The following is a 22,961-nucleotide window of genomic DNA, read 5'->3' on the forward strand; positions in this document are numbered from 1 at the left end:
ATGTCGTTTCGTTCGTGTCTGCGTTTCCGGCGGGTACGTCGTTCGTGTGGCGGTGTGACAGTGCCGGACCCGTCCCCGGGGCCCGGCACTGTCGAAGGGCCGCGTCCGCTAGCGCGGCCCGTCCGGGGGTTACATGTGGACGGCAGGGGTGGCGTTCTGGTCTGGCTTCGGGACGCCGCGGCGGTAGAGGAGACCGCTGACGACGAGGCCCGTGACGAGGAAGCCGGCTGACCACCAGTAGGCGGTGGAGTAGGTCTCCAGGGCGGCGTGGGCCAGGACGGTGGGGTCCTTGGGGTTTTTGCCGGCCAGATAGTCGGTGGCCGCGCTCGCCGAGACCGTCGTGAGCAGCGCCGTACCGATGGAGCCGCCGATCTGCTGCATCGTGGTGACCATGGCGGAGGCGACACCGGCGTCCGGAGCGGCGATGCCGGCGGTGGCCGTGCTCATCGCGGGGGCCATCACCAGACCGAGCCCGAGACCGACGGTGATCAACGGCGGCATCACGTGGGTGGCGTAGCTGCTGGTGAGGTCGAGTGTGGTCATCCAGGCAAGGCCGGCGGCGGCGATGCCCATGCCCAGCGGCACGATGGGCTTGGGGCCGGTGCGGGGGACGAGCCTGGTGGTGGCCACGACGGTCATGATCATGAGGCCGGCGACCATGGGCAGGAAGGCCAGGCCCGTCTGGACCGGCGTGTAGCCGAGGCTCTGCTGCAGGTAGTAGGTCAGGAACAGGAAGACGCCGAACATGCTGGCGCCGCTGATCAGGACGGCGATGTAGGAGGCGCCGCGGTTGCGGTCGAGGAGGACGCGCAGGGGCAGCAGGGGGTGGGCGGCCCGGGTCTGCCACCACGCGAAAGCGGCGAGCAGGAGGGTGCCGACGGCGAGGAATCCCCAGGTGGCCGCGGCGTCCCAGTCGTGGGTCTCGGCGTTGGAGAAGCCGTAGACCAGGCAGAACAGTCCGGCGGAGACCAGGATCGTGCCGGGGATGTCGATGGTGGCGCTCTTGTCGCGGGCGGTGCGCTGCAGCAGGAGCGTGCCGCCTACGAGGGCGATGACGGCGAAGAAGAGGTTGACGTAGAGCGTCCAGCGCCAGTTCATGTACTCGGTGAGGACCCCGCCGAGCAGCAGGCCGATGGCGCCGCCGGCGCCGGCGATGGACCCGTAGACGGCGAAGGCCTTGGCGCGTTCCCTGGCGTCGGTGAACGTGGTGGTCAGCAGGGACAGGGCGGCGGGCGCCAACAGGGCGGCGAACACGCCCTGTCCGGCCCGGGCGGCGACCAGCATGGAGAAGCCGGTGGCCGCTCCGCCGATGGCGGAGGCGCCGGCGAAGCCGGCCAGTCCCACCAGGAAGGTGGCCTTGCGGCCGACCAGGTCGGCGATGCGCCCGCCGAGGAGGAGAAGGCTGCCGAAGGCGAGGGCGTAGGCGGTGATGACCCATTGCCGGTTGCCGTTGCTGAAGCCCAGGTCCTGCTGGGCGGAGGGCAGGGCGATGTTCACGATGGTGGCGTCCAGGACGACCATCAGCTGGGCTATGCCGATCACGGCCAGCACCCACCAGCGGTGGCGGGATCCCTGGGTGGGCGAGGGCAAAGTGGTGCCTGCGTCGGCGACGCGGGCCGGGGCGTGGGACATGGCTGTGCGCTCCAGGACGGAAGAAAGGAAAGGGGTCGGAGCAGGAGGAGGAGCGGGTGCGCGCGGGGGAGGGAAGGCGGACCGGCCGGGGTCAGGGGGCCAGCAGCATCGGCAGGATCGCGTGCTCGATGAAACGGGTGACGTAGTCGCTGTCGGCGAAGCTCGCGTCGAACAGGTGGCGGGACATGATCGCGCTGAACATCAGCTGGGGCAGGAACTCTGCGCCCGGCGGCCGGGCAGGCAGCTCCCCGCGCTCGACCGCCCGGTCGACGAAGCGGGACAGGTCGGCGATCACCTGCTCGAGCAACGAGGCACGCACGACCGTGGCGAGCTCGGCGTCGATGATGGCCGCGTGGCCCACGGCCGCGAACAGGGTCGTGCGCTTCTCGGCGTGTGCCGCCGCCTCCCGCCCCAGCATGAGGAGGTCACCGCGCAGTGACCCCGTGTCGATCGAGGCGGCGTCCACGGGCCGGGTCGCGCGCAGGGCGGCCGCCACCAGGTGCGGTTTGCCCTTCCACTGCCGGTAGAGCGTGGCCTTGCTGCAATGGCCCCGGGCGGCGACCACGTCCATCGACAGCGCCTCGTAGCCGACCTCGCACAGCACGTCCAGCGCCGTAGTGAGCAGTTCCAGCTCGCGGTCCGGCGTCATGCGGGGACGTCGGATCGGCTGGCCCGCGGCGGTGGCGTCGGCCATCAGGACCTCCATATAGAACGGAACTGTTTCGTACGTAACCGTACGCCGAGCTGCGGGAGAAACGCAACCGTACTATTTGCTGCCATGCCGCTGCCCGCGTGTCGGGACCGCGATGCAGGCCGCGATCGGGCCCTCTCGCCGAGCGAGCCGGGCTCGCGCCTGCGGGGCCCCTGCGAGGGCGTCCGTGTACCGCTCTCGATGCCGCGTGGAGCGCCCGCGTAGCTGTCCTCGGGCGTGCAGGGGAGGCGCGGCAGCCCGAGTCAGGGGCGGGCCTTGCCGAAATACATCAGCTCCCACAGGGCGTCGCCGGTGTGACTGTCCACCAACTCCTCGCCCTGGTAGTGGTCGACCCGCAGTTCGCCGGCGAAACGCAGGTAGGCGCCGTCGAACCCGGCCAGCCTGGCGGCCGCCTTCTTCGGGCCCTTGATCTGGTCGATCAACTTGGAGGCACCCAGATCGGTGTGGCGGGTCCAGGTGACGACGTAGCGTTCGTCGCCGTCGGTGTAGGTGTAGCGGGTGAGGTTGCCGACCGGCTTGCCGGTCTTGGTGTCGGTGTAGGGGCCCAGCTCCTCGAAGGTGACCCTCGTTCCGTCGTCGGCGATCGGGTTTCCGTCGCGGGCGAGCATGAACACGGGCAGTTCGGTGTACCCGTACCGTTCCTGCGCGGTGATGTAGGAGGTGATCACCGAGTAGGGGCCGGCCGCGCCACGGGCCCAGTACCAGTGGTGCATGAGTTCGAGCATCGAGGCATTGCCCCAGTTGTGGTCGTGGTAGCCGACGCCGTTGGCGGTGTGGCTGTCGCCGTCCACCCGGTACGTCGCCTCCACGCTGCCCTGCGGCACGGAGGGCAGCCAGGAGAAGTCGTGCTCTCCCTGCTCTCCGAACAGCCAGACGCCGGTCTCCGGGCGCCAGGCCGGCACGTCGCCCTTCAAGACGATCTCGACCTGGACCTCCTCCACCTGCGCCCGGATGGTGTACGTCTGCAGGTCGCCGGTGAAAACGTTGTCGCCGATCCGTACGTCGCAGGTGTCGGTGGAGGCGCTGAAGGATTCGGCGGGCAGCTCCGCGGCCTTCTGTCTGGTGGTGCCGTCCGGCAGGGTCAGGTCGATGCGGACCTTCGGGGTGAGCGGCTTGCTCAGGTCGGTGAACTCCTTGGTCAGGAAGACCACCACGAGCTTGGCGCCGTCGTCCAGGTGTGCGTCGAAGTACCACCACTCGTAGCTGCCCGGTGCGCCGTCCGTGCGCATACCGTCCTCGGAGGGCTTGATCGCGCGGGGTTCGATGCCGAGGCGCGCGTAGTCCTCGGACGTGTCGGCAAGGCGGGCGGGGGCGGGCGTGGGGTTGTTGTGAGACATGCGTCCACGGTCCTCTCGGAGCGGGTGTCGGTGAGGAGAAAATATCCACTTGACTATTTCTCTCTTCGAGTATGCACTTAGTGGTCAAAACGGACAAATTTGAGGAGTGGGGATGACTCACACCGAGGCCCCGCGCGGACGTGGTCGGCCGCGGGCCGGTCAGGAGACCGATCTGCCGAGGCTGCTGCAGGGGGCCTTGGACGCGTTCGCCGAGAAGGGATTCGGCGGGACGTCCGTGCGGGACCTTGCCCGCAGTCTGGGTGTCAGCCACGGCCTGCTCACCGCGCGCTTCGGCTCGAAGGAGGGGCTCTGGTTCGCGGCGATCGAGCATGCGCTCGCCGACTCCGAGCGCGCCTGGCGCGAGGTCGGCGACTCCCCGGACCTCGACGACCTGGAAGCCCTGCGGCAGGGAATCGTCCGGCAGGTACTGGCCTCGGCCGCGCACCCTCAGATGGCGCGCATCATGAACCACGAGGGGGCAATAGACAGCCCGCGCGTGCGTTTCGTCGTCGAGCGCTTCGTCAACCCGCTGCGACCCGGAGTCGAGCGACTTCTCGCCCGGCTCGTGGACGCGGGACGCATCCGACCGGTGCCCTATGCCACGCTGCACTTCCTGGTGGTTCAGGGTGGTGGCGCCCAGTACGCCAGCCCGGCCGCGGCTGCGCTCCTCGGGGCGCCCGCGCACCCCGACGAGCAGGCCGTCCGCGCCCACGCCGAAACCGTCGCCGACATCCTCATCGCCGGCCTCGCCGTGACCGCGCCCGGCTCCGACGGCGGGCCGTGACCGGGCTGGTGCTCGAGCCTTCCGGGCACCGCCCGCGGACAGGTGCCTGCCCTGAGCCAGCCGGTGAAAGGTCAGGTCGGTAGCTGCCCGCGCGCCGCTCGCACCTGGCGCCGCGCTTCGGCGGGCGCTTCCCCAACGACCTGCTCCGGCCGTCGCGCTTGGCGGCGCCGCCCTCGTCCTGCTCGATCTCTCGCTTCGGGGCCAACCGTCACCGACCCCGCAACCGGAGCGTCTTGCCGTCGAACCGCTCCTATGCAGGCGTCTCGAACAGGCGCAGCAGTTGGTCCCTGGTCCGCGTCCACCGCAGCGTGAGTACGCCGCTGTCGAGACCGGTGATGCGGGAGGTCAGGGCGAGGCCGGACATGGCGTTCAGGGCGGTCTCCCGCAGGGGGTCGAGGCCCTCGCGAGGCGTCAAGTCCGTACGGTCGGCCAGGGTTTAGAGCGTCTCGGTGCCGTGGGGGAGAGCGGCATGATCAGCGCACGGGGGCACGCACCACTGCCCGGACGCCGATCATGGACTGGGGAGTGGACGGTATTCGGGCAGTGGTCACGTTGCCGTGAGGGCCGCGGCGCCGGAGGAGACGTCGAAGCGGTCGCACCAGATGGTGAGGCTGCGGTGGTAGGCCAGGTTGCACGTCGGCGGGGACCGGGTAGTTCTGGTCGCCCTTGTTGCCCTTGAACTTGCCCAGGCTGAGGTACTTGCCGTCGTCGAAGACCCGCCAGCCCGCCGTGCCCTCCTTCGCCGGGGCGTCGGTGAGCCAGACGCGGAGGTCGGGGCCCTTGCTGGTGTCGAGGTTCTCCAGCCGCAGGGTGCGGGAGCCGTCGGGGAGCCGGATGAGCTTCGCGGTGCCCGTGGTGGTGTGTTCGTGGCTGATCAGCGTGCCCCGGGCCCGGGTCTGCGGGCCGGCCGGAGCGCTCGGGGCCGTCGCCGGGGTCGTGGGTGAGAGGGCTGGACCGGGTGCGGCGGCGGACGGGGATGCCGCCGGGAGGGCCTCGTGACGGTCGCGTCCTGCCACAGCTTCCACTGGCGTCGAGTAGGGACAGAATACTCGCACCCACATGATGTGGGCCCACACTATGTGGGTGTATTATTTGAAGTGTGGAGAGCCGCGGCTCTCACTACTCGATGGAGGCGGAGCTGCCCCGCACCGCTCGCGGGGCGTTGCGGCGAATGTGCCCCCTGCGTCCGCACCGCGAAGAATCATCCACTTCGGATCTCAAGGACGAAGAGTCAGATTCATGATCACGACAAGCCGTGAAGTCCTCAGCTTCCGCACCCTCTGCGTGCTCCCGCCGATCCTCTTCGCCCCCACGCTCGTATCGCATTTCGTCGCTCCTGGCGCGGTCGCGATCGAGTACACGGGCATCCTGTTTCACCTGTGCATCATGGTCGTCATCTCCCGCATGGACTCCCCGCTGTGGGCGAAGGCGGCCGGCTTCGGGTGGATCACTCTCGACGTCCTGTCGGGAATGCTGACGATCAACGAGATACCCGCCGATCTCGCGTCCACGGTGCGCCTCGCCGGGCACGTGCTCGCCGGCGTGTGGTTCGTCACCGCGTCGCTCCAGGCCCGACCCAAGAGCGTACGCATCGTGGGAACGCTGGTCGGAGTCTCGCTCGGGCTGTCCAGCTTCCTAGGGGCCTTCCTCCCCGCCGTCATCGCTGCCCCTTCGGGACTCCTGCTCCCCGTCTGGTTCCTCCTGCTCGCATGGAAGTACGAGCCGGGCATGCAGAACACCCGGACCCGAAACCACCTGCCAGCCCCTCAGGACACGCCCGCCTGACGACCCCGCACCCGTACCCGCCGCGCCTGTACACCCAGGCCATCACGAAGCCGACAACGGAGCAATAATTTAAGGAGGGTCCTCATGGTGAGGGCTTAACAGTCACGCACAGGAGTTGAATCCTCTATGGACGAGTTCGTTCTCGCAGAGCAGATGCTGACGTGTGTCACGAGGATCCGCCGGATACTCGACGAGCGCCTCAAAGCACACGGCGTGTCCGTCGCACGAGGCCGCGCCCTGCGGCAGGTCGCCCACGGACCCGCGCGGCAGGCCGCGCTGGCCGCGGCCCTCGGCGTCACACCCCGCACGATCACCGAGATGATCGACGGTCTGGAACGAGACGGTCTCGCAGAACGCCGCGACGACCCCAAGGACCGGCGGGCACGCCTGGTGTACATCACTGCGGCCGGGAAAAAGGCCATCGGCCTAGCCATGGCCACCAGAGCCGAAGTGATCACCGAGATCTTCAGCGACCTCTCCGCACAGGACCGCACCGCCCTGTCCCAGGCACTCACCACCATCGGCGACCGCGTCACCGCCATGACCACAGCTCCGGACCCCGACGCCTTCCCCTACGGCGAAGGCAGTCTGCTGACCATCCTGGGCACCGAAGGCCAGTGACAACGGTGCCTTCCCCGACCGCCCCCGCCCACGACTCCCGGGCACCACAACACCCCACGCCACCCCAACGCAGGTCAACCAGCCCATGAACCGGTGACCTGCCCAATACAGGAGCCACCATCATGGAAATGCGCCGACTCGGCACGAACGGCCCCCTCGTCCCCGAAATCGGGCTGGGCTGCAGCGCCATGTCAGGGACCTACGGCCCGGCACGGGACGCGGACGGCATCGCCACCATCCGCGCCGCCCTCGACGCCGGCCTCACCCTGATCGACACCGCCGACTTCTACGGGACCGGCCACAACGAATGGCTCATCCGCCAGGCCCTGCGCCCCGGCGACCGCGACAACGCCGTCCTGAGCGTGAAGTTCGGCGGCCTGCGCGGCCCCGACGGGAACTGGACCGGCTTCGACGCCCGCCCGGCCCACGTCAAGAGCGCCCTCGCCTACTCGCTCCAGCGCCTGGGCACCGACCACATCGACATCTACCGGCCCGCCCGCCTGGACCCCGAGGTCCCGATCGAGGAGACCATCGGCGCCATCGCCGAGATGGTCCAGGCCGGATACGTACGCTCGATCGGCCTCTCCGAAGTCGGCGCGCACACCATCCGCCGGGCCCACGCCGTCCACCCGATCAGCGACCTGCAGATCGAGTACTCGCTCTTCAGCCGCGGCATCGAGGTCGGCATCCTCGACACCTGCCGGGAACTCGGCATCGGCGTCACCGCCTACGGGGTCCTCTCGCACGGCCTGCTCACCGGCACCTATCAGCCCGCCGCCGACGGCAGCGATCCGCGCTCCCACCTTCCGCGCTTCGACCAGGGCAACGTCGCCGCCAACCTCGCCCTCGTCGACAAGCTCCGCGACATCGCGGACTCCCACACCGTGACCGTGGCCCAACTGGCCATTGCCTGGGTGCTGGCCCAGGGACGAAAGCACGGCGACGTCGCCGCCCTGATCGGGGCACGGCGCCCGCAGCGGATCACCGAAGCCCTGCCCGCAGCCGAACTCATCCTGAACGAACAGGACCTGGCAGCCATCGAGCAGGCCGTACCCGCCTCCGCCGTCTCCGGCGGCCGCTACGCCGCCCCGCAGCTCGCACAGCTCGACAGCGAACGCTGACCCCAGCGCACTGTCGCACCCCCGACCCACCCCTGTCAGGGAAGGGCCGCGGCGAACAGCACCAATACTTGCCCAGGAGGACGAGATGTCCCTGAACGAAGAACAACGCGCACGCACCAGCCAAGAGCTCCTGTTGAACTTCCAGCTCGCCGGCACCAGCCTGGACGCCGTCCGCGCGCAGCTGGACTTCACCGCACAGCGACTCGACGACACCTTGAACGTCCGCGAGCAGTCCCGGCCCGAAGACGTCTGGCTCCTGCGGGACCACCTGGAGAACCTGGTCCGAGCCCAAGGACACACAGCTGTCCCGTACACCGTCCTCACCAGGACGGCCCGCCTGGCGGCCGCCATCTGGTTTCCCCTTCGGCGCCCGCCCGAATAGTCCGGCGAGTTGGTCTTCCAGGGGCCGGGAAGACCACGAGGGCTCGGTAGCTCGCCGCCGAGCACAGGGCTCTGCGGCTGACGCCGGATGAGTGGATGATTCCGCTGTTCGCAGACCCGGAGGTGGATGGGAAGCGTGACGTGCTGGAAGGACGGTTGCTCGCGCTTGCCCTGGAGGCGCTGAGAATCGGGACGGATGTGGTCTTGGATTTCGGATGCTGGTCTCGTGATGAGAGGTCGGCGATCCGCTGGTTGGTGGAGTCTGCGGGCGCCTCCTGCCGACTCGTGTACCTGCCGGTGGACCATGAGACCCAACGCGCGCGGATCGCCGAACGCCAGTTGGCCGCTCCGGGGCAGACCTTCCCCATGAACGAAGCGGACCTCGCGCACTGGAGAACGCTGTTCGAGGAGCCCGGCACCACGGAGGTCGAAGGCCACGAGCTGGGAGGTCCGCCGCCTCCGTGGTCGGGATGGCCGGAGTGGGCCGCGGACCGGTGGCCATCGCTGGCGTGACGGTCGGGCGTAGCCCTCGGGTCTCCTCACCATTCGGCCAGGGATCCGTCCGTGCGGCGCCAGATCGGGTTGCGCCAGCGGTGACCGGACTCGGCAGCGCGTTCTACGGCCTTCTCGTCGATGTCGATGCCCAGGCCGGGGGCGGTGAGCAGGGCGACGTGGCCGTCCTCGTACTGGAAGACGGACCGGTCGGTGAGGTAGTCCAGGAGGTCGGAGCCGGTGTTGTAGTGGATGCCGAGGCTCTGTTCCTGGATCAGGAGGTTGGGGGTGGCGAAGCCGACCTGGAGGCAGGCGGCGAGTGCGATGGGCCCGAGCGGGCAGTGCGGGGCGAGGGAGACGTCGTAGGCCTCGGCCATCGCGGCGATCCGTCGGACCTCGGAGATGCCGCCGGCGTGGGAGAGGTCGGGCTGGGCCACGGCGATGCCCTGCTGGAGCACCGGTTTGAAGTCCCATCGGGAGTAGAGGCGCTCGCCGGTGGCGATGGGGATGCTGGTGGACTGGACGATCTCGCCGATGTGGGCGCTCATCTCGGGGACGACGGGTTCCTCGACGAAGAACGGCAGGTAGGGCTCCAGCAGGGGCAGGACGCGGCGTGCCATGGGGAGGGTGAGGCGGCCGTGGAAGTCGATGGCGATGTCGAAGTCGTCGCCGACTTCGGAGCGGACGCTCGCGACGCGTTCGACGATGTCGTGGACGGCGCGGGGGGTGTCGATCAGTTCCAGCTGGGGCGAGGCGTTCATCTTGATCGCGGTGAAGCCCTCGGCCTTGCGGGCCGCGGCCTGTTCGGCGACGTCGTCGGGGCGGTCGCCGCCGATCCAGCTGTAGACCCGGGTCCGGTCGCGGACGTTCCCGCCGAGGAGTTGCCACACCGGTACGCCCAGCGCCTTGCCGGCGATGTCCCACAGGGCCTGGTCGATGCCGGCGACGGCGCTGGAGAGGATGGGGCCGCCCCGGTAGAAGCCGCCTTTGGTGAGGACCTGCCAGTGCTCCTCGATGCGCATCGGGTCTTGACCGATGAGGTGGTCGGAGAGTTCCTCGACGGCGGCCGCGACGGTGTGGGCGCGGCCTTCGACGACCGGCTCGCCCCAGCCGGTGATGCCCTCGTCGGTGTCGATGCGCAGGAAGCACCAGCGCGGGGCCACCAGGTACGTGCGCAGGGAGGTGATCTTCACTTGGACTCCTTCTTCACGGCCCAGCCGCCGTCCACGGTCAGGTTCGTGCCGGTGATGTACGAGGCGTCGTCGGACGCGAGGAAGGCCACGGCGGCGGCCACCTCTTCGGGGCGGCCCAGCCGGCCGAGGGCCGTGGCCCGGGCGGAGAGCAGGCGGCCCTCCTCGTCCACGTCCTGCCAGTTCTCGGTGAGGACGGGGCCGGGCAGTACGGAGTTGAACCGCACGTCCGGCCCGTACTCGACGGCGAGTTGGCGGATCAGCGCGCACATGCCGCCCTTGGCCGCGGCATAGGCCGGGTAGCCGGGCAGGCTGCACAGGGCGTGCACGCTGGAGGTGGCGACGAACGAGCCACGGGTGGCGCGCAGGTCACCGAGGAAGGTCCGCACTGCGAGGTAGGGCGCCTTGAGGTTGACGGCGATGTCGCGGTCCCAGTCGCCCGGGGACAGCTTGTGGGCGGGCCCGTAGGTATGGGTGAAGGCGTTGCTGTGCACGATGTCCACGCTTCCGAACAGTCTGTGGGCTCTCTCGCGCAGGTGGTACCAGTCCTGCTCGGAGGAGACGTCGCAGCGGACGAACGCGGCGCGGCCGCCGCCGTCCTGGATCTCCTGCGCGAGTGCGGCGCCGCGCTCGTCGGCGATGTCGGCGAGGACGACGGCGGCGCCTTCGGCTGCCAGGCGTACGGCGCTGGCCGCGCCGATGCCGGACGCGGCGCCGGTGATGACCGCGGTTCGTTCTGTGAGTCGGTTCATGAGGGGGGCCTCCGTGCTCTGGTGGGTTGAGTGCGGGGAGGGCGGTACGGAGCCGGTCAGCGGGTGACGTCGTCGCCGTGGAGGAGGTCGAGTTCGGCCCGTCGGGGCAGTCCCTCCCAGTCGCCGGGAGAGGCCACCGCGAAGGCCCCGCAGGTGGCGGCGAGTCGGAGACGGCCGGCGAGGGGGGCTCCGTCCAGGAGTCCGGCGAGGTAGCCGGCTACGAAGGCGTCCCCGGCGCCGATCGGATCCACCGGGGTGACCGGCACGATGTCCTGGAGGGCCTCCCCGGAGTCCGTGGCGGCGAGGGCTCCTCGGGCGCCGAGTTTGAGGACGGCCTCGCGCGGTCCGAGGAGGAGCAGGGCGCGGGCCATGGTGGCGGGGTCGGCCTCGGGTACGACCAGGGCGGCCTCCTCCGGGCCGGCGAAGACGATGTCGGCGCGGGTGACGAGGTCGGAGAGCTCGGCCGAGGCTTCCTGCCGGGTCCACAGCCGGGCCCGGTAGTTGAGGTCGAGGGAGACGGTGACACCGGCGGTGCGGGCGAGGTCGACGGCCCGCCGGACCGCGGCGCGCGGGGCGGCGCCGAGGGCGGGGGTGATGCCCGTGACGTGCAGGACGCGGGCCCGGGTGATGAGCTCCGGGTCGATGTCGTCGGCGCTGAGGCGTGAGCCGGCGAGTCCGCGGCGGTAGTAGGTGACGCGGGTGTGATCGGGGGTCCGGCGTTCGCGCAGCATGAGCCCGGTCGGCGCCGTGTCGTCGACGCGTGCGCGGGCGACGTCGACGGATTCTCCGCGCAGCCCGTCCAGGATCATCGTCCCGGCGCTGTCGGCTCCGACCCGGCCGATCCAGGAGGCGTGGTGTCCGAGTCGGCTGACTCCGATGGCGACGGTGGCCTCCGCCCCGGCGAAGGCCAGGCGGAGTTCGGCCCCGGGGGCGAGCGGGCCGGGCCGGGTGGCGGCCAGGACGGCCATGGCCTCGCCGAGCGTGACGAGCGCGCTCACGAGCGGACGCAGTTCACGACGCCGTCCAGCAGGGTGCGGGCTCGGTCGCGCAGCGCGTCCAGGTCGCCGCCTTCGCAGGCGTCTCCGATCAGGGGGCTGCCCATGCCCAGGGCGGTCGCGCCGGCCGCCAAGTAGGCGGGGGCCTGATTGAGTTGGATGCCCCCGGTGGGGATGAGCGGGATGTGCGGCAGGGGGGCCCGGATCGCCTTCAGGTAGTCCGGTCCGCCCATGGATGCGGGGAAGAGCTTGACCATGCGGGCGCCTTCCCGCCAGGCGGCGACGATCTCGCTGGGGGTGAGGGCTCCGGGGAGGACGGGGACACCGAGGAAGAGGGCCTCCCTGATGACGTCAGGGCAGATGGCCGGGGTGATGAGGTAGGTGGCTCCCGCCTCCACGGCGCGCTGGGCGTCGTACGGGGTCATGACGGTGCCCGCGCCGAGGGCCAGGTCGGTCGGTTTGGACTGGGCGTACTCCCGCATCGTGGGCAGGACGCCGGGTGTGGTGAGGGTGAACTCGACGGCTCGGACGCCCGCGCCGTGAAGGGCGTCGGCGGTGACGGCGAAATGGTGGGGTGTTTGGGAGCGCAGGATGGCTATCACCGGGGCGGCGGCGAGGGCGGTGGTCAGATGTGTCATGACGGGCAACCTCAAGAGTCGTGGAGGGCAGTTCACGCGAAGGGCCGGGGCGGGCCGTCGGCGAACAGGGCGACGGGCAGACCGGTGGCTCCGGGGCGGCACATGAAGACCCGGCCGGCGAGCGGCTGTTCCGCGCGTTCCTCGGGAGCCAGTCCCTCGGCCGCGGTGGTGATCACCAGGAGGTCCAGCTCCGGGCCGGCGAAGGCGCAGCTGGACACCTGTGAGGCGGGAACCGTCACGACGGCGTGGAGGTCCCCGTCGGGGGTGTACGCCCTGACCTGCCCGGCTCCCCACACCGCCACCCAGACCCGGCCGTCGGTGTCGACGGCCAGGCCGTCCGGTTCCCCGTCCTCCCCGGTGGTGGCGTAAGGCCGGCGGTTCGAGAGGGCGCCGGTGGCAAGGTCGTGGTCGAAGACGTCGACGCGGCGGGTCGGGCTGTCCGCGTAGTACAGCAGGCTGCCGTCGGGGCTCCAGCCGAGGCCGTTGGAGATGGTGACCGAGTCGATCAGGGTCGTCACGGTGCCGTCGGGGTCGAGGCGGTAGAGCGCCCCCGCGCCGGGCGTCGTGTCGTAGGCCATGGTGCCGGCGAGCAGTCGTCCGCCGGGGTCGCACTTGGCGTCGTTCATCCGCCGTGGAGTCCCGTCCGCGGGTACGACGGGGGCACCGAATTCCGTGGCCGTCCCCATGGCTTCGTCGATGCGCAGGAATTGCGTTCCGGCGGCGGCGAGGAGCCCGCCGGACGCGCAGAGCGCGACCGCTCCGACGGGCCGGTCGAGGCTCAGGGTGGTCCGGGGGCCGAGGTCCGGCAGGTCGCCGCCGTCGTCCCGGGCCTTCAGCGGGGCCCGGTGGACGAGGCCGGCTGTGATGTCCACCCACAGCACCTCGGCGCGCGCGGCGTGCCAGACGGGACCCTCCGTCAGTCGGCCCGGTGGGGGTGAGCAGTGCAGCGCGATCAGTTGCATGGTGTCGCTCCTCGCTTCTCAGCGGGGACTCTAGGGGTTTGTCTAACACCTGTAAATACTCATCGTCCAATGATCGGAATAAGCTGGGGCGCGAGCGCGTCGGTCTCTGCCGCGCCACCGTGAGAGGACTCGCCGCATGGCCAAGGGCACCGCGCAGGACATCCGGCGCCGCAACAGGTTCGACGTGCTGCGATCCGTCTTCGCCGCGTCCGCGCCGGCGAGCAGGCAGGAGATCGCCGTAACGACCGGCCTGTCGTTCGCGACCGTGGCCAATCTCGTCGCGGAACTGCTGGAGGCCGGGGTCCTGCTGGAGGTCGGGCACGACGACTCGAAGGGCGGGCGCCCGCGGGCGAGGCTCGCGGTCAACGCCGCGCGCGGCGCGCTGCTCGGCATCGACGTCGCCGAGACGTCCGTGCAGATCGAGCTGTTCGACCTGGCCCTCACCGTGAAACGCGCGGTACGGCGGGAGCTGTCAGTGGTCGATGTCAGCCCGGACCAGGTCGTCGACGCCATCGTGACCGGCATCGAGGAGCTCATCGGTGCCGACGGGGAGCTCCCGCACCTCTTGGGAGCGGGCGTGAGCGTTCCCGGGCTCGTCGAGCGCGAAGGCGGCGTCTCGGTCTTCTCCCCGTACTGGTCTTGGCGGGACGTGCCCCTGCGGGCGCTCCTCGCGGAGCGCTTGGTCGTGCCGCTGTACCTCGACAACCCTCTGAAGGCCGGCACCGTCGCCGAAATGTGGTTCGGTGCCGGACGCGAGGCGGACGATCTCGTCGTCGCCACGCTGCGCGCCGGCGTCGGCGTCGGCATCGCGGTCGGCGGCTCGCTGTACCGGGGAGCCACCAACAGTGCCGGCGAGTGGGGGCACACCTGCCTGGAGCGTGGGGGCCGGACGTGCCGGTGCGGCAGACGGGGGTGCGTGGAGGCGTACGTCAGCACGCGCGGCATCGCACGCACCGTCCGGGAACTGGACCCGCGGAGCTCCCTCCTGGACGCGGACGAGGAAGTCGTCCTCGCCAACGTCGCCCGCGCGCGGGCCGAGGGCGACCCGGTGGCCGTCGAGGCGGTGGCGCGAACCGCCCGCTACCTGGGGATGGCCGCGGCCGACCTGCTCAACCTCTTCAACCCGCAGACCCTGGTGCTCGGCGGCTTGGTCGCTGAGCACTTGGGCGAGCGGCTGCTGAGTCAGACCCGCGAGGCCATCGCCGAGCACGCGCTGCCGGCGACCGTGCAGGCTCTCACCCTGCAGCTGAGCACGGTTCCGGGCAACCCGGTGACCCGCGGAGCCGCGACGTTCGCCCTGGAGGGCTTTCTCGACGACCGCGAGACCTTCGGCACGGTGGCGGCGGGACGCCGCGCCGCACGGACGGCCCGGGCGCTGGCACCGTGAGCGAACTCGGCGGCAGGGGCGCTGTTCCCGGGGTCAGCCGTCGGCCGTCGCGGTGAGCCGCCGGAGTGCGGTGTGGCCGGGCGGGCCGTCAGGACGTTGGCCGATGCGGGTCCCGGTGGGATCGGTTCGGTGAAGAGCCGTCAGGAAGGCGGCCGAGCGGAGCGGTAGCCGGGCGTCGCGCACAGGCCGGACGCCGAGCGCTTGACGGCTTGCTCCTAGCCGTGGTCGAACCCGCCCGCCGCGGCTGGGTGGCGCTGGCTTCCACGTTCCGTCACCCGAACCGTGCTGTCCGCTGCCTTCCGAGCGGTATACAACGGGTCGCACGCGCGCAGGGGTGTGCCGTCGAAGCGCGCCCAGGGGGACTCTTCCGTACGGGCACCGCGGGCCGCCGTACGAGGGCACGCGGTCGGGGATGACCGTGCAACACCCCGACGCGGCGCTCCTGCGGCAATGTCGGGCCTCTCGTCGAGGGCTGTGCCTCCCGATGGCCGTATATGCCCAGGTCGGCGGCCTGTCGAGGGACCCGGTGCAGGGGTGGGGCGGGATGGTCGTGAGCCGGCAGGAACAGGGCTGCCCGTCTGCCGAGATGGATGGTTCAACACCGTCACGACCCTTCTGCAGGAACGCCGTTGGTGCCCCCGGGGTGCCCCGCGAAGCCCCGTTCAGGTTCTGTCCACACCCTTTACTTACATTCCCAAGTTGCGTATATATGACGCGAGTACCGCCCCTGCCCGGAATCCAACCCTGCGGAATCCGTGCGATCGCGCTTCAACGAACCCGGTGGCCAGCGCCGTTACTCAGGCACGCCGGGGCCGGAGCAAGGGGGCGGCGACCGGCTCCACGGTTCCGCACCACGTCCGATCGCCGGGCCTGGGCGATGGCGCATCGAGGTTGAGCACACCCCTCGTTCGCGCCCCGGCATCCGTACCAACCCCTTCTTCTGCACCCGGAGGTACCTGTGAGGGTTCGTCACTGGCCTGCGCTGTTGCTGTTCCTGGCAACTGCTCTGGTCGCCAATCCACTGCCGGCGTCCGCCGCGCCGACCGGCCCGCCGCCCCGGCCGCCGGTGTCGGAACCGGTGGACTCCGGCCTCGCCGCGCACACCTACGGTTACGCCGACACTCCCGTCGGTCAGCCCTTGAAGGGCATCGCGCCGTTCCTGTTCCCCGGGGACAACTACGCCGACAAGTACCCCGGCGGCGTCATGTGGAGCTACTTCGCCCTCAACGAGGTGATGAAGGACCCCTCCAACTGCAACAGCTTCGACTGGACGATCTTCGAGAAGGCCCTGGACGAGGCCGCGGTCTGGGGCCGTCAGCTGGCGTTCCGCTTCTACGTGGAGTACCCCGGCGGCACCGGCTCGCACCCGGGCAACGGCATACCGCCCTGCCTCAACGGCAAGGTCACCATGCGCACCAACCCCGCCTGGGGCACTGTCAGCCCGGACTACGACGACCCGGACACCATCGGTGCGTTCACCAACTTCGTGAACGCCTTCGCCGCCCGCTACGACCACGCCGGTCCCGGCGGCTCCGCCGACCCGCGCATCGGGTTCATGACGGCCGGCCTGGTCGGCCTGTGGGGGGAGTGGCACACCTGGCCGTACGACGCGGACCAGGCCGACGGCTACCCCAACCTCATGCCGAGCGACGCGACGGTGTCGACCCTGGTCCACGCCTTCTCCGACGCCTTCGACAACATCCAGCCCGAGATACGCTACGGCGACCTGGCCGGCCTCGCCGACACCCCGAACGTCGGCCTGCAGGACGACTCCTGGGCGTACAAGGAGGACCGCGGCGGCACGCTCAAAGGCATGACGCTGCCGAAGTCACTGGGCGGTGCGGACGACGCGTTCCTACAGCGCGCGATCAACGGCGGCACGCTGAACCGCTGGACGACCGCCTCGATCGGCGGCGAGGCCCGACCGGAGATCCAGGGCCAGCTGTACGCGAACTGGCCCGGCGGCAGCGGACAGGTGGACAACGTCCTGGCGGCCACCGAGCTCTCCCACATCAGCTGGATGATCAACCAGACCGGCGCCAACAGCTACAGCACCTCCGACCCCAAGGTCTCGGCCGGCATGCGGAAGATGGGCTACAACCTGCACGTCCCGCAGGCCAACTTCAACAACTCGGCCAACGGATCCTTCAAGGTCGGCGTCACCATGCAGAACGACGGCGTGGCACCGTTCTACCAGCCCTGGACCGTCCAGCTCGGCCTGCGCGACGCCGCCGGCAACCTGGTCAAGACCTGGGACACCCCCTGGGACCTGCGCAAGATGCAGCCGCTGAAGATCCGGTCCTTCCCGGACTGGAACCTGGGCGCCGACCCGACCTACCTCGACCACGGCCGTCAGGTGAACTTCTCGACCACCGTCGACCCCGCCGGGCTGCCGTCGGGCGACTACAAGCTCGTCATGCGGGTGCACAACCCGCTGGACACCATCACCCCCGCGGTCCTCAAGGCACGCCCCGCCGCGACCCGGCTGAGCGACTTCGTCATCGACCGCTACCGCCGGCCCTACCCGCTGCAGTTCGCCAATGCCAACCAGGGCGCCGACGGCTGGCTCGACCTGGGCGGCCTCGGCCTGGCCGGCGGCACCCCCGGCGGCGACACGACGGCGCCGACCGCGCCGACGCTCACCTCGCCCGGCCGCACCGCCTCGACGGTGGCGCTGTCCTGGTCGGGTGCGACCGACAACGTCGGGGTGACCGGCTACGACGTCTACCGGGGCGCGACGAAGGTCGCCACGGTCACGGGCACGACGTACACCGACACGGGGCTGACCGCCTCCACGGCCTACACCTACACGGTCCGCGCCAAGGACGCCGCCGGAAACACCTCTCCGGCCAGCGCACCGGTCACCGTCACCACGAGCTCCGCACCCGGTGGAGGCGGCCTCCTGGTGGACAACTACGACAACAGCCCCGCCTATCCCGGCGCGGCATCCAATGACCTCGGCAAGTGGACCGGAGCCAACGGCTTCACCAACGGGGGCGGTGCGGGCGCGGTCTCCGGCGGGGCCCTGACCCTGGCCTACAACAACGCAGGCTGGTACGGCACGGACGTCTACACCGACGTCTCCACGAAGAACTACCTGGTCGTACGGGCCAAGGGGCTCCAGGGCGGTGAGCAGAAGGACTTCGAGCTCTCCGTGGGCGGGGTGGCCAAGCGGTTCAAGGACTTCGTCCTCGACGGCGGCGGACATCCGGCCCTCACCACCGGGTACACCGACATCAGGATCCCGCTCACGGCCAACGGCATCAGCCGCACCTCGCCCGGACAGCTCACCATGAGCTTCTGGTTCGGCGGCTCCAGCAGTGTGAGCATCGACAACATCTCCTTCGAGTAGCAGCCCGCAGTGCCGCGCCCCGCCTCCCCCCGGAGGAGGCGGGGCGTCAGCGGGCCATGAACCCCGCGCCGGCCTGCGGGAAGGCGTCGCCCTGCTCGACGACGCGGGTCAGCTGGGCGTCGATGTGGCTCCAGGCGACCTGCACGCCGCCCAGGGCCACCGCGTCGCTGCCGAGCGTCGAGACCGCCACGCGCGGGACGAGCGGGCACAGCTTGGTCAGGTGCTCGCGCACGAGGTCGACGTAGAGGTCGGCGGAGTGGGAGCTGCCGCCGCCCAGTACGACCAGCTCGGGGTCGACGGCCAGGGTCATCGCCGCGATGCCCAGGGACAGCGCTTCGGCGAAGGACGCCACTGCGGCCAGCGCGGCCGGATCGCCGCTGCGCGCGGCGTCGAACATCTCCAGCCTCGTCAGGTGATCGCCGGAGGAGACCCGGCCGGGGTAGTCCGTCTCCAGCTCGCGCCATCGCAGTTGCGGCAGTTCGCCGATCAGGCCGGTGCCGCCGCGGTGCCCGCGGAACAGCTCGCCGCCGGCGACGATGCCGGCCCCGGTGCGGTTTCCGCACAGGATGTAGACCATGTACTGGACGTCCTGGGCCGCTCCCAGGCGGTGCTCGGCGATCGTGCCCAGCGCGCAGTCGCCCTCGACCAGGACCGGGCAGGCGAAGTCCTCCGCGAACGCGGCCGCCAGGTTCAGGCCGATCCAGCCCGGCATGCCGGAGCCGCCGAAGTGCCGGACCGTGCCCTCGGAGATGACCCCGGGCGATCCGAGCGTGACCGTCCACAGGTCCTCGGCCGCCACCTCCGCGGCCTTGAGCACCTCGGCCACCACTTCCCGCACCGCCCGCAGCCGCTCCGTGGCGGGAGCGTTCTCGTCCACGGACAGGTTCCGCCCGGCCAGGGGGGTCCCCAGGAGGTCGGCGACGACGGCATGGATGTGGTGCGCCCCGATGTCCACCGACAGCACGCGGCCGGCGTCGCCGCTGAAGGCGTAGCTGCTGGCGGGCCGGCCCATGACGGGGCGGTCGCCGCGGTCGTCGGGTGCCAGCACGTTCACCCAGCCCAGCTCCTGCAGATCACTGAGGACCGCCTCGGTCGCCGTGCGCGAGAGGCGGGTGATGTTGACCAGGCGGGTGATGGTGGCGGGGCCCTGGCGCAGTTCGCGGAGCAGGGCGAGCGAGTTGATCCGCCGTAGTAGCGACCGGTTTCCCGCAACGCTCGACGCGATTGACATTGTCAGCTCCCTTGACACCGGTTCCGCCCTGTCTTTCACTTACATCGCCAAGTTGAGAATGTATCTCGGAAGCGCGTCGCGCACCAGCTCAACCCAGCCCGTCACAGGGCCAATTCAAGCCGCTTCGAAGGCGCGGCGACACAGGGCCAGGATCCGCCTCACCACGCAATCGAGGAAGACGCAGCATGACAACCCTTCGGACAGCCACGGCGGAGAAGAAGAACGCCACGTCGGCCTCCCGCGGCCCGGTGCAGCGCCCCGGCCCGCCCCGCAAGCGCTCGGTCATGGACCACCAGGGTCGCGCCGCCGCACTGTTCCTCGCGCCGGCCCTGATCGGCTTCGCACTCTTCTACGTCTATCCCGCCGTCCGAGGCGCCTACCTCTCCCTCACGAACTACAACCCGGTCTCCCCGCGGCCGCCCGAGTTCGTCGGCCTGGAGAACTATCAACAGCTCTGGAACGACGAGCTGTTCTGGAAGTCCCTGCGGGTCACGGCCGAGTACGTGGTCCTCAACATCGTCTCGCAGACGGTCCTGGCCCTGGTGCTCGCGGCGCTGATGGCCCGCCTCACCCGCTCCGTCGTCCTGCGCGCCACGCTGCTGATCCCGTGGCTGGTGCCCAACGTCACGGTGGCCCTGACATGGTTCTGGCTGCTGGACGCCAATCTCGGCTTCGCCAACCACCTGCTGGGCGCCGTCGGCATCTCTCCCCAGGGATTCCTCTCCGACCCCGATCAGGCCATGCCCGCCATCGCGGCGATCAACACCTGGGCCTACACCGGCTACACCGCGCTCCTGCTCTACGCCGGCATGCTGCAGATCCCCAAGCAGATCTACGAAGCGGCCGCCATCGACGGGCTCCGCGAGATCCGCCTGTTCTTCCACATCACCCTGCCGCTCCTGCGCCCCGTCCTGGCCCTGGTCCTGGTGGTCTCGCTCATCGGCTCGTTCCAGATCTTCGACACCATCGCCGTCACCACCAAGGGCGGCCCGGTCAACGCCACCCAGGCGATCTACTACTACATCTACCGGCAGGCCTTCAGCTACCTGCACATGGGCTACGCCAGCGCGCTGGCCATGACGCTCGTACTGATCCTCGGATCCCTGACCTTCCTCCAGCTGCGCATGCTGCGGGCTTCCAGCTCCGACCTGGCCTGAAACGAGACGACCACACCATGCAAAAGACCTGGCGCAACCCCGGCCGAATCGCCGCCTGGACCTTCCTGTCAGCCGTCATCGCGGCGACCCTGTTCCCCTTCTACTGGATGATCCGCACGGCCTTCACGCCAGCCAAGGACCTCTTCGCGGACAGCACCGCGCTCGTCCCCTCCACCCTGACCACCGTGAACTTCGAGCGGATCCTCGGACTCACCACCAAGGCCGAGACCCTCGCGGCGGGCGGCACCGCCGCACATCTCGACTTCCTGCTGTACCTGCGCAACTCGCTGATCTACAGCACCACCATCGCGGTCGCCCAGACACTGTTCTGCGCCGCGGCGGGCTACGCCCTGTCCCGGCTCAGGTTCCGGGGCCGGCAAGGGGTCTTCGCTCTGGTGATCTCAGCCCTCATGGTGCCGCCGATCTTCACGCTGCTCCCCAACTTCGTCACGGTGAAGTCGCTCGGCTGGCTCAACACCTGGCAGGGCGTGCTGGCCCCCGCGCTCCTGATGACGCCGTTCGCCATCTTCTTCCTGCGCCAGTTCTTCCTCTCCGTCCCCCGCGAGGTCGAGGAAGCCGCCTACCTGGACGGCGCCGGCGTGTGGCGGCAGTTCACCCGGATCATCCTGCCGATGAACAAGGGGCCACTGCTGACCATCGGGCTCATCACCGCGGTCAACTCCTGGAAGGAGTACCTCTGGCCGCTGCTGGCCGGGAAGGACGAGGACATCCGGCTGATGACCGCCGCGATCGGCATCCTCCAGCAGTCCGGCCCCAACACCTCGCCCGACTGGACCGGCCTGATGGCCGCCTCGATCCTCACCGTCCTCCCCGTCCTGCTGCTGCTCCTGATCTTCGGCCGTCGCCTCGTCGAATCGATCAGCTTCACCGGCGTCAAGTAGCCGTCCCGTCCCGCTCACAGAGAAGAGCCGCTCCATGAACCTGCGCATCCGCACCGCCCTGGTCGTCGTAGCCCTGGCCGGCAGCATGACCGCCTGCTCCGCCGACTCCACCTCCGACGGCGGCGGGAACGTAACCCTCAACTACGCGCTGTGGGACGACCGCCAGCTCCCCGCCTACCAGGAGTGCGCCGACGCCTTCACCAAGGCCAACCCCACCATCAAGGTCGAGATATCCCAGACCGCGTGGGGCGAGTACTGGACCAACCTCACCACCGGCCTGGCCTCCGGGACCGCGCCGGACGTCTTCACCGACCACGTCGGCTTCTACCCCAAGTTCGTCCAGAGCGACCAGCTGCTCGACCTCCAGCCGTACGTGGACAAGGACAAGATCGACCTGGGGCAGTACCAGAAGGGCCTCGCGGACCTCTGGGCCAAGGACGGCAAGAGATACGGTCTGCCCAAGGACTGGGACACCATGGCCCTCGTCTACAATGCCGACTTCCTCAAGAAGGCCGGCGTCGACCCGGCGTCGCTGGCCTCCCTGGACTGGAACCCGAAGGATGGCGGCTCCTTTGAGAAGCTCATCGCGAAGCTCACCGTCGACACCAAGGGCCGCAACGGCCTCGACCCCGCCTTCGACAAGACAAGCGTCGCGGTCTACGGCTACCAGCCCGACTACGACTCGGGCGGAGCTCCCGGCCAGAGCAGCTTCGGAAACTTCGCCGCGTCCACCGGCTTCACCTTCACGGACAAGAACCCCTTCGGCACCAAGTTCAACTACGGCGACCCCAAGCTCGCCGCCACCATCGACTGGATGGCCTCGCTCGCCGGTAAGGGCTACGCCCCCAAGCTGGACAAGTCCTCCACCATCGGCACCGACGCCGTCCTCAACGGCGGCAAGGCCGCGCTCGGCATCACCGGATCCTGGAACCTCAACACCTACCTCGGCCCCACCGCCCAGCAGAAGTTCGCCTTCGCCCAGCTGCCGACCGGCCCCGCCGGACGCAAAAGCATGATCAACGGCCTGTCCGACGCGATCTACGCCGGCACCAAGCACCCCGAACAGGCCTGGCAGTGGGTGAAGTTCCTCGGCTCCACCGACTGCCAGGACCTGGTCGCCGAGAAGGCAGTCGTCTTCCCCGCCATCTCCACCTCCTCGACGAAGGCCCTGGCCGCGCACAAGGCTGCAGGACGCGACGCCTCGCCCTTCACCAACCAGGCCGCCGCCACCAACGAGCTCTTCAACTGGCCCGTCACCAACCACGGTGACGAGATCACCGCCGCGGTCAAGGACGCCGTCTTCAGCGTCTACCTCGGCGAGACCTCGGGCTCCGCGGCCCTGTCCGGCCTGCAGAAGCAGGTCGACGGCTTCTTCGCCCAGGACTGAGCCCCGCCCGCTGCGGCACCCGCGCCTGCCGTCCCGGCCCGCCACACGGGAACACAGCCCAGCCGAACTCCCGTAGTCCGGGACGGCCGGCGTACCGCCACCCCACCCGCTTCGCCCCGCCTGCGCGCACCTCGACCTTCTGA

The 22,961-nt window shown here is 69.9% G+C and carries 20 protein-coding genes and 2 pseudogenes; 11 read left to right on the plus strand and 11 right to left on the minus strand.

Features of this window, described 5'->3' with window-relative positions; genetic code table 11:
• Nucleotides 1-129: 129 nt before the first annotated feature.
• The 3 genes from ACFWNV_RS04150 to ACFWNV_RS04160 form a co-directional block, all read right to left on the minus strand.
• On the minus strand, nt 130-1,632 hold the full coding sequence (locus ACFWNV_RS04150; protein ID WP_383940178.1) for an MFS transporter: 1,503 nt from the start codon (nt 1,630-1,632) through the stop codon (nt 130-132).
• A gap of 91 nt (nt 1,633-1,723) precedes the next feature.
• Entirely contained in the window at nt 1,724-2,326 is a 603-nt protein-coding gene (locus ACFWNV_RS04155) for a TetR/AcrR family transcriptional regulator (RefSeq protein ID WP_383940180.1), read from the minus strand.
• 260 nt (nt 2,327-2,586) lie between these two features.
• Nucleotides 2,587-3,681: a hydroxyneurosporene dehydrogenase gene (locus ACFWNV_RS04160; protein WP_383940183.1), complete on the minus strand. Its 1,095-nt coding sequence runs from the start codon at nt 3,679-3,681 to the stop codon at nt 2,587-2,589.
• Nucleotides 3,682-3,793: 112 nt separating this feature from the next.
• Between ACFWNV_RS04160 and ACFWNV_RS04165 the strand changes: the two genes are divergently transcribed.
• Nucleotides 3,794-4,465: a TetR/AcrR family transcriptional regulator gene (locus tag ACFWNV_RS04165; RefSeq protein ID WP_383940186.1), complete on the plus strand. Its 672-nt coding sequence runs from the start codon at nt 3,794-3,796 to the stop codon at nt 4,463-4,465.
• Between the two features lie 250 nt (nt 4,466-4,715).
• On the opposite strand, the gene ACFWNV_RS04170 is transcribed toward ACFWNV_RS04165, so the two are convergent.
• Both ACFWNV_RS04170 and ACFWNV_RS04175 read right to left on the minus strand, forming a co-directional pair.
• Entirely contained in the window at nt 4,716-4,880 is a 165-nt protein-coding gene (locus ACFWNV_RS04170; RefSeq protein ID WP_383940189.1) for a hypothetical protein, read from the minus strand.
• 132 nt (nt 4,881-5,012) lie between these two features.
• A pseudogene (locus tag ACFWNV_RS04175) lies at nt 5,013-5,483 on the minus strand (DM13 domain-containing protein).
• 221 nt (nt 5,484-5,704) lie between these two features.
• On the opposite strand from ACFWNV_RS04175, the gene ACFWNV_RS04180 reads away from it, so the two are divergent.
• The 5 genes and pseudogenes from ACFWNV_RS04180 (at nt 5,705) to ACFWNV_RS04200 (ending at nt 8,886) form a co-directional block, all read left to right on the plus strand.
• Nucleotides 5,705-6,250, plus strand: coding sequence for a hypothetical protein (locus tag ACFWNV_RS04180; RefSeq protein WP_383940192.1), 546 nt, complete (start codon nt 5,705-5,707; stop codon nt 6,248-6,250).
• A gap of 126 nt (nt 6,251-6,376) precedes the next feature.
• Nucleotides 6,377-6,871 (plus strand): MarR family winged helix-turn-helix transcriptional regulator, encoded by a 495-nt coding sequence (locus ACFWNV_RS04185; RefSeq protein ID WP_383940195.1) that lies wholly within the window; start codon nt 6,377-6,379, stop codon nt 6,869-6,871.
• Between the two features lie 122 nt (nt 6,872-6,993).
• Nucleotides 6,994-7,992, plus strand: a complete 999-nt coding sequence (locus tag ACFWNV_RS04190; RefSeq protein ID WP_383940198.1) for an aldo/keto reductase — start codon at nt 6,994-6,996, stop codon at nt 7,990-7,992.
• 85 nt (nt 7,993-8,077) lie between these two features.
• Nucleotides 8,078-8,374, plus strand: a complete 297-nt coding sequence (locus ACFWNV_RS04195; RefSeq protein ID WP_383940201.1) for a DUF2316 family protein — start codon at nt 8,078-8,080, stop codon at nt 8,372-8,374.
• Nucleotides 8,371-8,886, plus strand: a pseudogene (locus tag ACFWNV_RS04200) (AAA family ATPase). Before ACFWNV_RS04195 ends, ACFWNV_RS04200 begins: the two are co-directional and overlap by 4 nt.
• Nucleotides 8,887-8,912: 26 nt before the next feature.
• Here the strand turns inward: ACFWNV_RS04200 and dgoD are convergent.
• The 5 genes from dgoD to ACFWNV_RS04225 are packed head-to-tail and all read right to left on the minus strand — an operon-like array spanning nt 8,913 to nt 13,402.
• Nucleotides 8,913-10,058 (minus strand): galactonate dehydratase, encoded by a 1,146-nt coding sequence (gene dgoD, locus ACFWNV_RS04205; RefSeq protein WP_383940204.1) that lies wholly within the window; start codon nt 10,056-10,058, stop codon nt 8,913-8,915.
• Nucleotides 10,055-10,807 carry an SDR family NAD(P)-dependent oxidoreductase gene (locus ACFWNV_RS04210; RefSeq protein ID WP_383940207.1) on the minus strand — a complete coding sequence of 251 codons (753 nt, stop codon included), beginning with the start codon at nt 10,805-10,807 and terminating at the stop codon, nt 10,055-10,057. Before ACFWNV_RS04210 ends, dgoD begins: the two co-directional genes overlap by 4 nt.
• Before the next feature lie 56 nt (nt 10,808-10,863).
• Nucleotides 10,864-11,805 carry a sugar kinase gene (locus ACFWNV_RS04215; protein WP_383940210.1) on the minus strand — a complete coding sequence of 314 codons (942 nt, stop codon included), beginning with the start codon at nt 11,803-11,805 and terminating at the stop codon, nt 10,864-10,866.
• The gene (locus ACFWNV_RS04220; RefSeq protein ID WP_383940212.1) at nt 11,802-12,440 is read right to left on the minus strand and encodes a bifunctional 4-hydroxy-2-oxoglutarate aldolase/2-dehydro-3-deoxy-phosphogluconate aldolase; all 639 of its coding nucleotides are present in this window, start codon (nt 12,438-12,440) and stop codon (nt 11,802-11,804) included. The genes ACFWNV_RS04215 and ACFWNV_RS04220 overlap by 4 nt, the downstream gene beginning before the upstream one ends.
• Before the next feature lie 32 nt (nt 12,441-12,472).
• The gene (locus ACFWNV_RS04225) at nt 12,473-13,402 is read right to left on the minus strand and encodes an SMP-30/gluconolactonase/LRE family protein (RefSeq protein ID WP_383940215.1); all 930 of its coding nucleotides are present in this window, start codon (nt 13,400-13,402) and stop codon (nt 12,473-12,475) included.
• A 136-nt stretch (nt 13,403-13,538) separates the two neighbouring features.
• Here ACFWNV_RS04225 and ACFWNV_RS04230 point away from each other — a divergent pair, with 136 nt between their 5' ends.
• Together ACFWNV_RS04230 and ACFWNV_RS04235 are read left to right on the plus strand one after the other, a co-directional pair.
• Nucleotides 13,539-14,789, plus strand: a complete 1,251-nt coding sequence (locus ACFWNV_RS04230; RefSeq protein WP_383940217.1) for an ROK family protein — start codon at nt 13,539-13,541, stop codon at nt 14,787-14,789.
• A gap of 985 nt (nt 14,790-15,774) precedes the next feature.
• Complete coding sequence (locus tag ACFWNV_RS04235; protein ID WP_383940219.1) at nt 15,775-18,141, plus strand: DUF4832 domain-containing protein; 2,367 nt, start codon at nt 15,775-15,777, stop codon at nt 18,139-18,141.
• A 46-nt stretch (nt 18,142-18,187) separates the two neighbouring features.
• On the opposite strand, the gene ACFWNV_RS04240 is transcribed toward ACFWNV_RS04235, so the two are convergent.
• Nucleotides 18,188-19,372, minus strand: a complete 1,185-nt coding sequence (locus ACFWNV_RS04240; RefSeq protein ID WP_383940222.1) for an ROK family protein — start codon at nt 19,370-19,372, stop codon at nt 18,188-18,190.
• A gap of 185 nt (nt 19,373-19,557) precedes the next feature.
• Between ACFWNV_RS04240 and ACFWNV_RS04245 the strand changes: the two genes are divergently transcribed.
• Genes ACFWNV_RS04245 through ACFWNV_RS04255 form a run of 3 tightly spaced genes read left to right on the plus strand, consistent with a single transcriptional unit; the run spans nt 19,558 to nt 22,818 of the window.
• A complete protein-coding gene (locus ACFWNV_RS04245; protein ID WP_383940225.1) occupies nt 19,558-20,529 on the plus strand; it encodes a carbohydrate ABC transporter permease in 972 nt (323 codons plus the stop codon).
• 17 nt (nt 20,530-20,546) lie between these two features.
• Nucleotides 20,547-21,431 (plus strand): carbohydrate ABC transporter permease, encoded by an 885-nt coding sequence (locus ACFWNV_RS04250; RefSeq protein WP_383940228.1) that lies wholly within the window; start codon nt 20,547-20,549, stop codon nt 21,429-21,431.
• Between the two features lie 34 nt (nt 21,432-21,465).
• Nucleotides 21,466-22,818 carry an ABC transporter substrate-binding protein gene (locus tag ACFWNV_RS04255; protein WP_383940231.1) on the plus strand — a complete coding sequence of 451 codons (1,353 nt, stop codon included), beginning with the start codon at nt 21,466-21,468 and terminating at the stop codon, nt 22,816-22,818.
• Nucleotides 22,819-22,961 lie beyond the last annotated feature (143 nt).

Origin of the sequence: Streptomyces sp. NPDC058401, assembly GCF_042722885.1 — a bacterium.
Classification (GTDB): domain Bacteria; phylum Actinomycetota; class Actinomycetes; order Streptomycetales; family Streptomycetaceae; genus Streptomyces.

Bases quoted from the DNA above. Each gene is read 5' to 3' on its own strand.
- ACFWNV_RS04255 (WP_383940231.1), top strand. From the start codon at position 21,466: ATGAACCTGCGCATCCGCACCGCCCTGGTCGTCGTAGCCCTGGCCGGC.
- ACFWNV_RS04180 (WP_383940192.1), top strand. From the start codon at position 5,705: ATGATCACGACAAGCCGTGAAGTCCTCAGCTTCCGCACCCTCTGCGTG.
- ACFWNV_RS04250 (WP_383940228.1), top strand. From the start codon at position 20,547: ATGCAAAAGACCTGGCGCAACCCCGGCCGAATCGCCGCCTGGACCTTC.
- ACFWNV_RS04195 (WP_383940201.1), top strand. From the start codon at position 8,078: ATGTCCCTGAACGAAGAACAACGCGCACGCACCAGCCAAGAGCTCCTG.
- ACFWNV_RS04155 (WP_383940180.1), bottom strand. From the start codon at position 2,326: ATGGCCGACGCCACCGCCGCGGGCCAGCCGATCCGACGTCCCCGCATG.
- ACFWNV_RS04190 (WP_383940198.1), top strand. From the start codon at position 6,994: ATGGAAATGCGCCGACTCGGCACGAACGGCCCCCTCGTCCCCGAAATC.
- ACFWNV_RS04210 (WP_383940207.1), bottom strand. From the start codon at position 10,807: ATGAACCGACTCACAGAACGAACCGCGGTCATCACCGGCGCCGCGTCC.
- ACFWNV_RS04150 (WP_383940178.1), bottom strand. From the start codon at position 1,632: ATGTCCCACGCCCCGGCCCGCGTCGCCGACGCAGGCACCACTTTGCCC.
- ACFWNV_RS04245 (WP_383940225.1), top strand. From the start codon at position 19,558: ATGACAACCCTTCGGACAGCCACGGCGGAGAAGAAGAACGCCACGTCG.
- ACFWNV_RS04225 (WP_383940215.1), bottom strand. From the start codon at position 13,402: ATGCAACTGATCGCGCTGCACTGCTCACCCCCACCGGGCCGACTGACG.
- ACFWNV_RS04185 (WP_383940195.1), top strand. From the start codon at position 6,377: ATGGACGAGTTCGTTCTCGCAGAGCAGATGCTGACGTGTGTCACGAGG.
- ACFWNV_RS04165 (WP_383940186.1), top strand. From the start codon at position 3,794: ATGACTCACACCGAGGCCCCGCGCGGACGTGGTCGGCCGCGGGCCGGT.
- ACFWNV_RS04160 (WP_383940183.1), bottom strand. From the start codon at position 3,681: ATGTCTCACAACAACCCCACGCCCGCCCCCGCCCGCCTTGCCGACACG.
- ACFWNV_RS04220 (WP_383940212.1), bottom strand. From the start codon at position 12,440: ATGACACATCTGACCACCGCCCTCGCCGCCGCCCCGGTGATAGCCATC.
- ACFWNV_RS04240 (WP_383940222.1), bottom strand. From the start codon at position 19,372: ATGTCAATCGCGTCGAGCGTTGCGGGAAACCGGTCGCTACTACGGCGG.
- ACFWNV_RS04230 (WP_383940217.1), top strand. From the start codon at position 13,539: ATGGCCAAGGGCACCGCGCAGGACATCCGGCGCCGCAACAGGTTCGAC.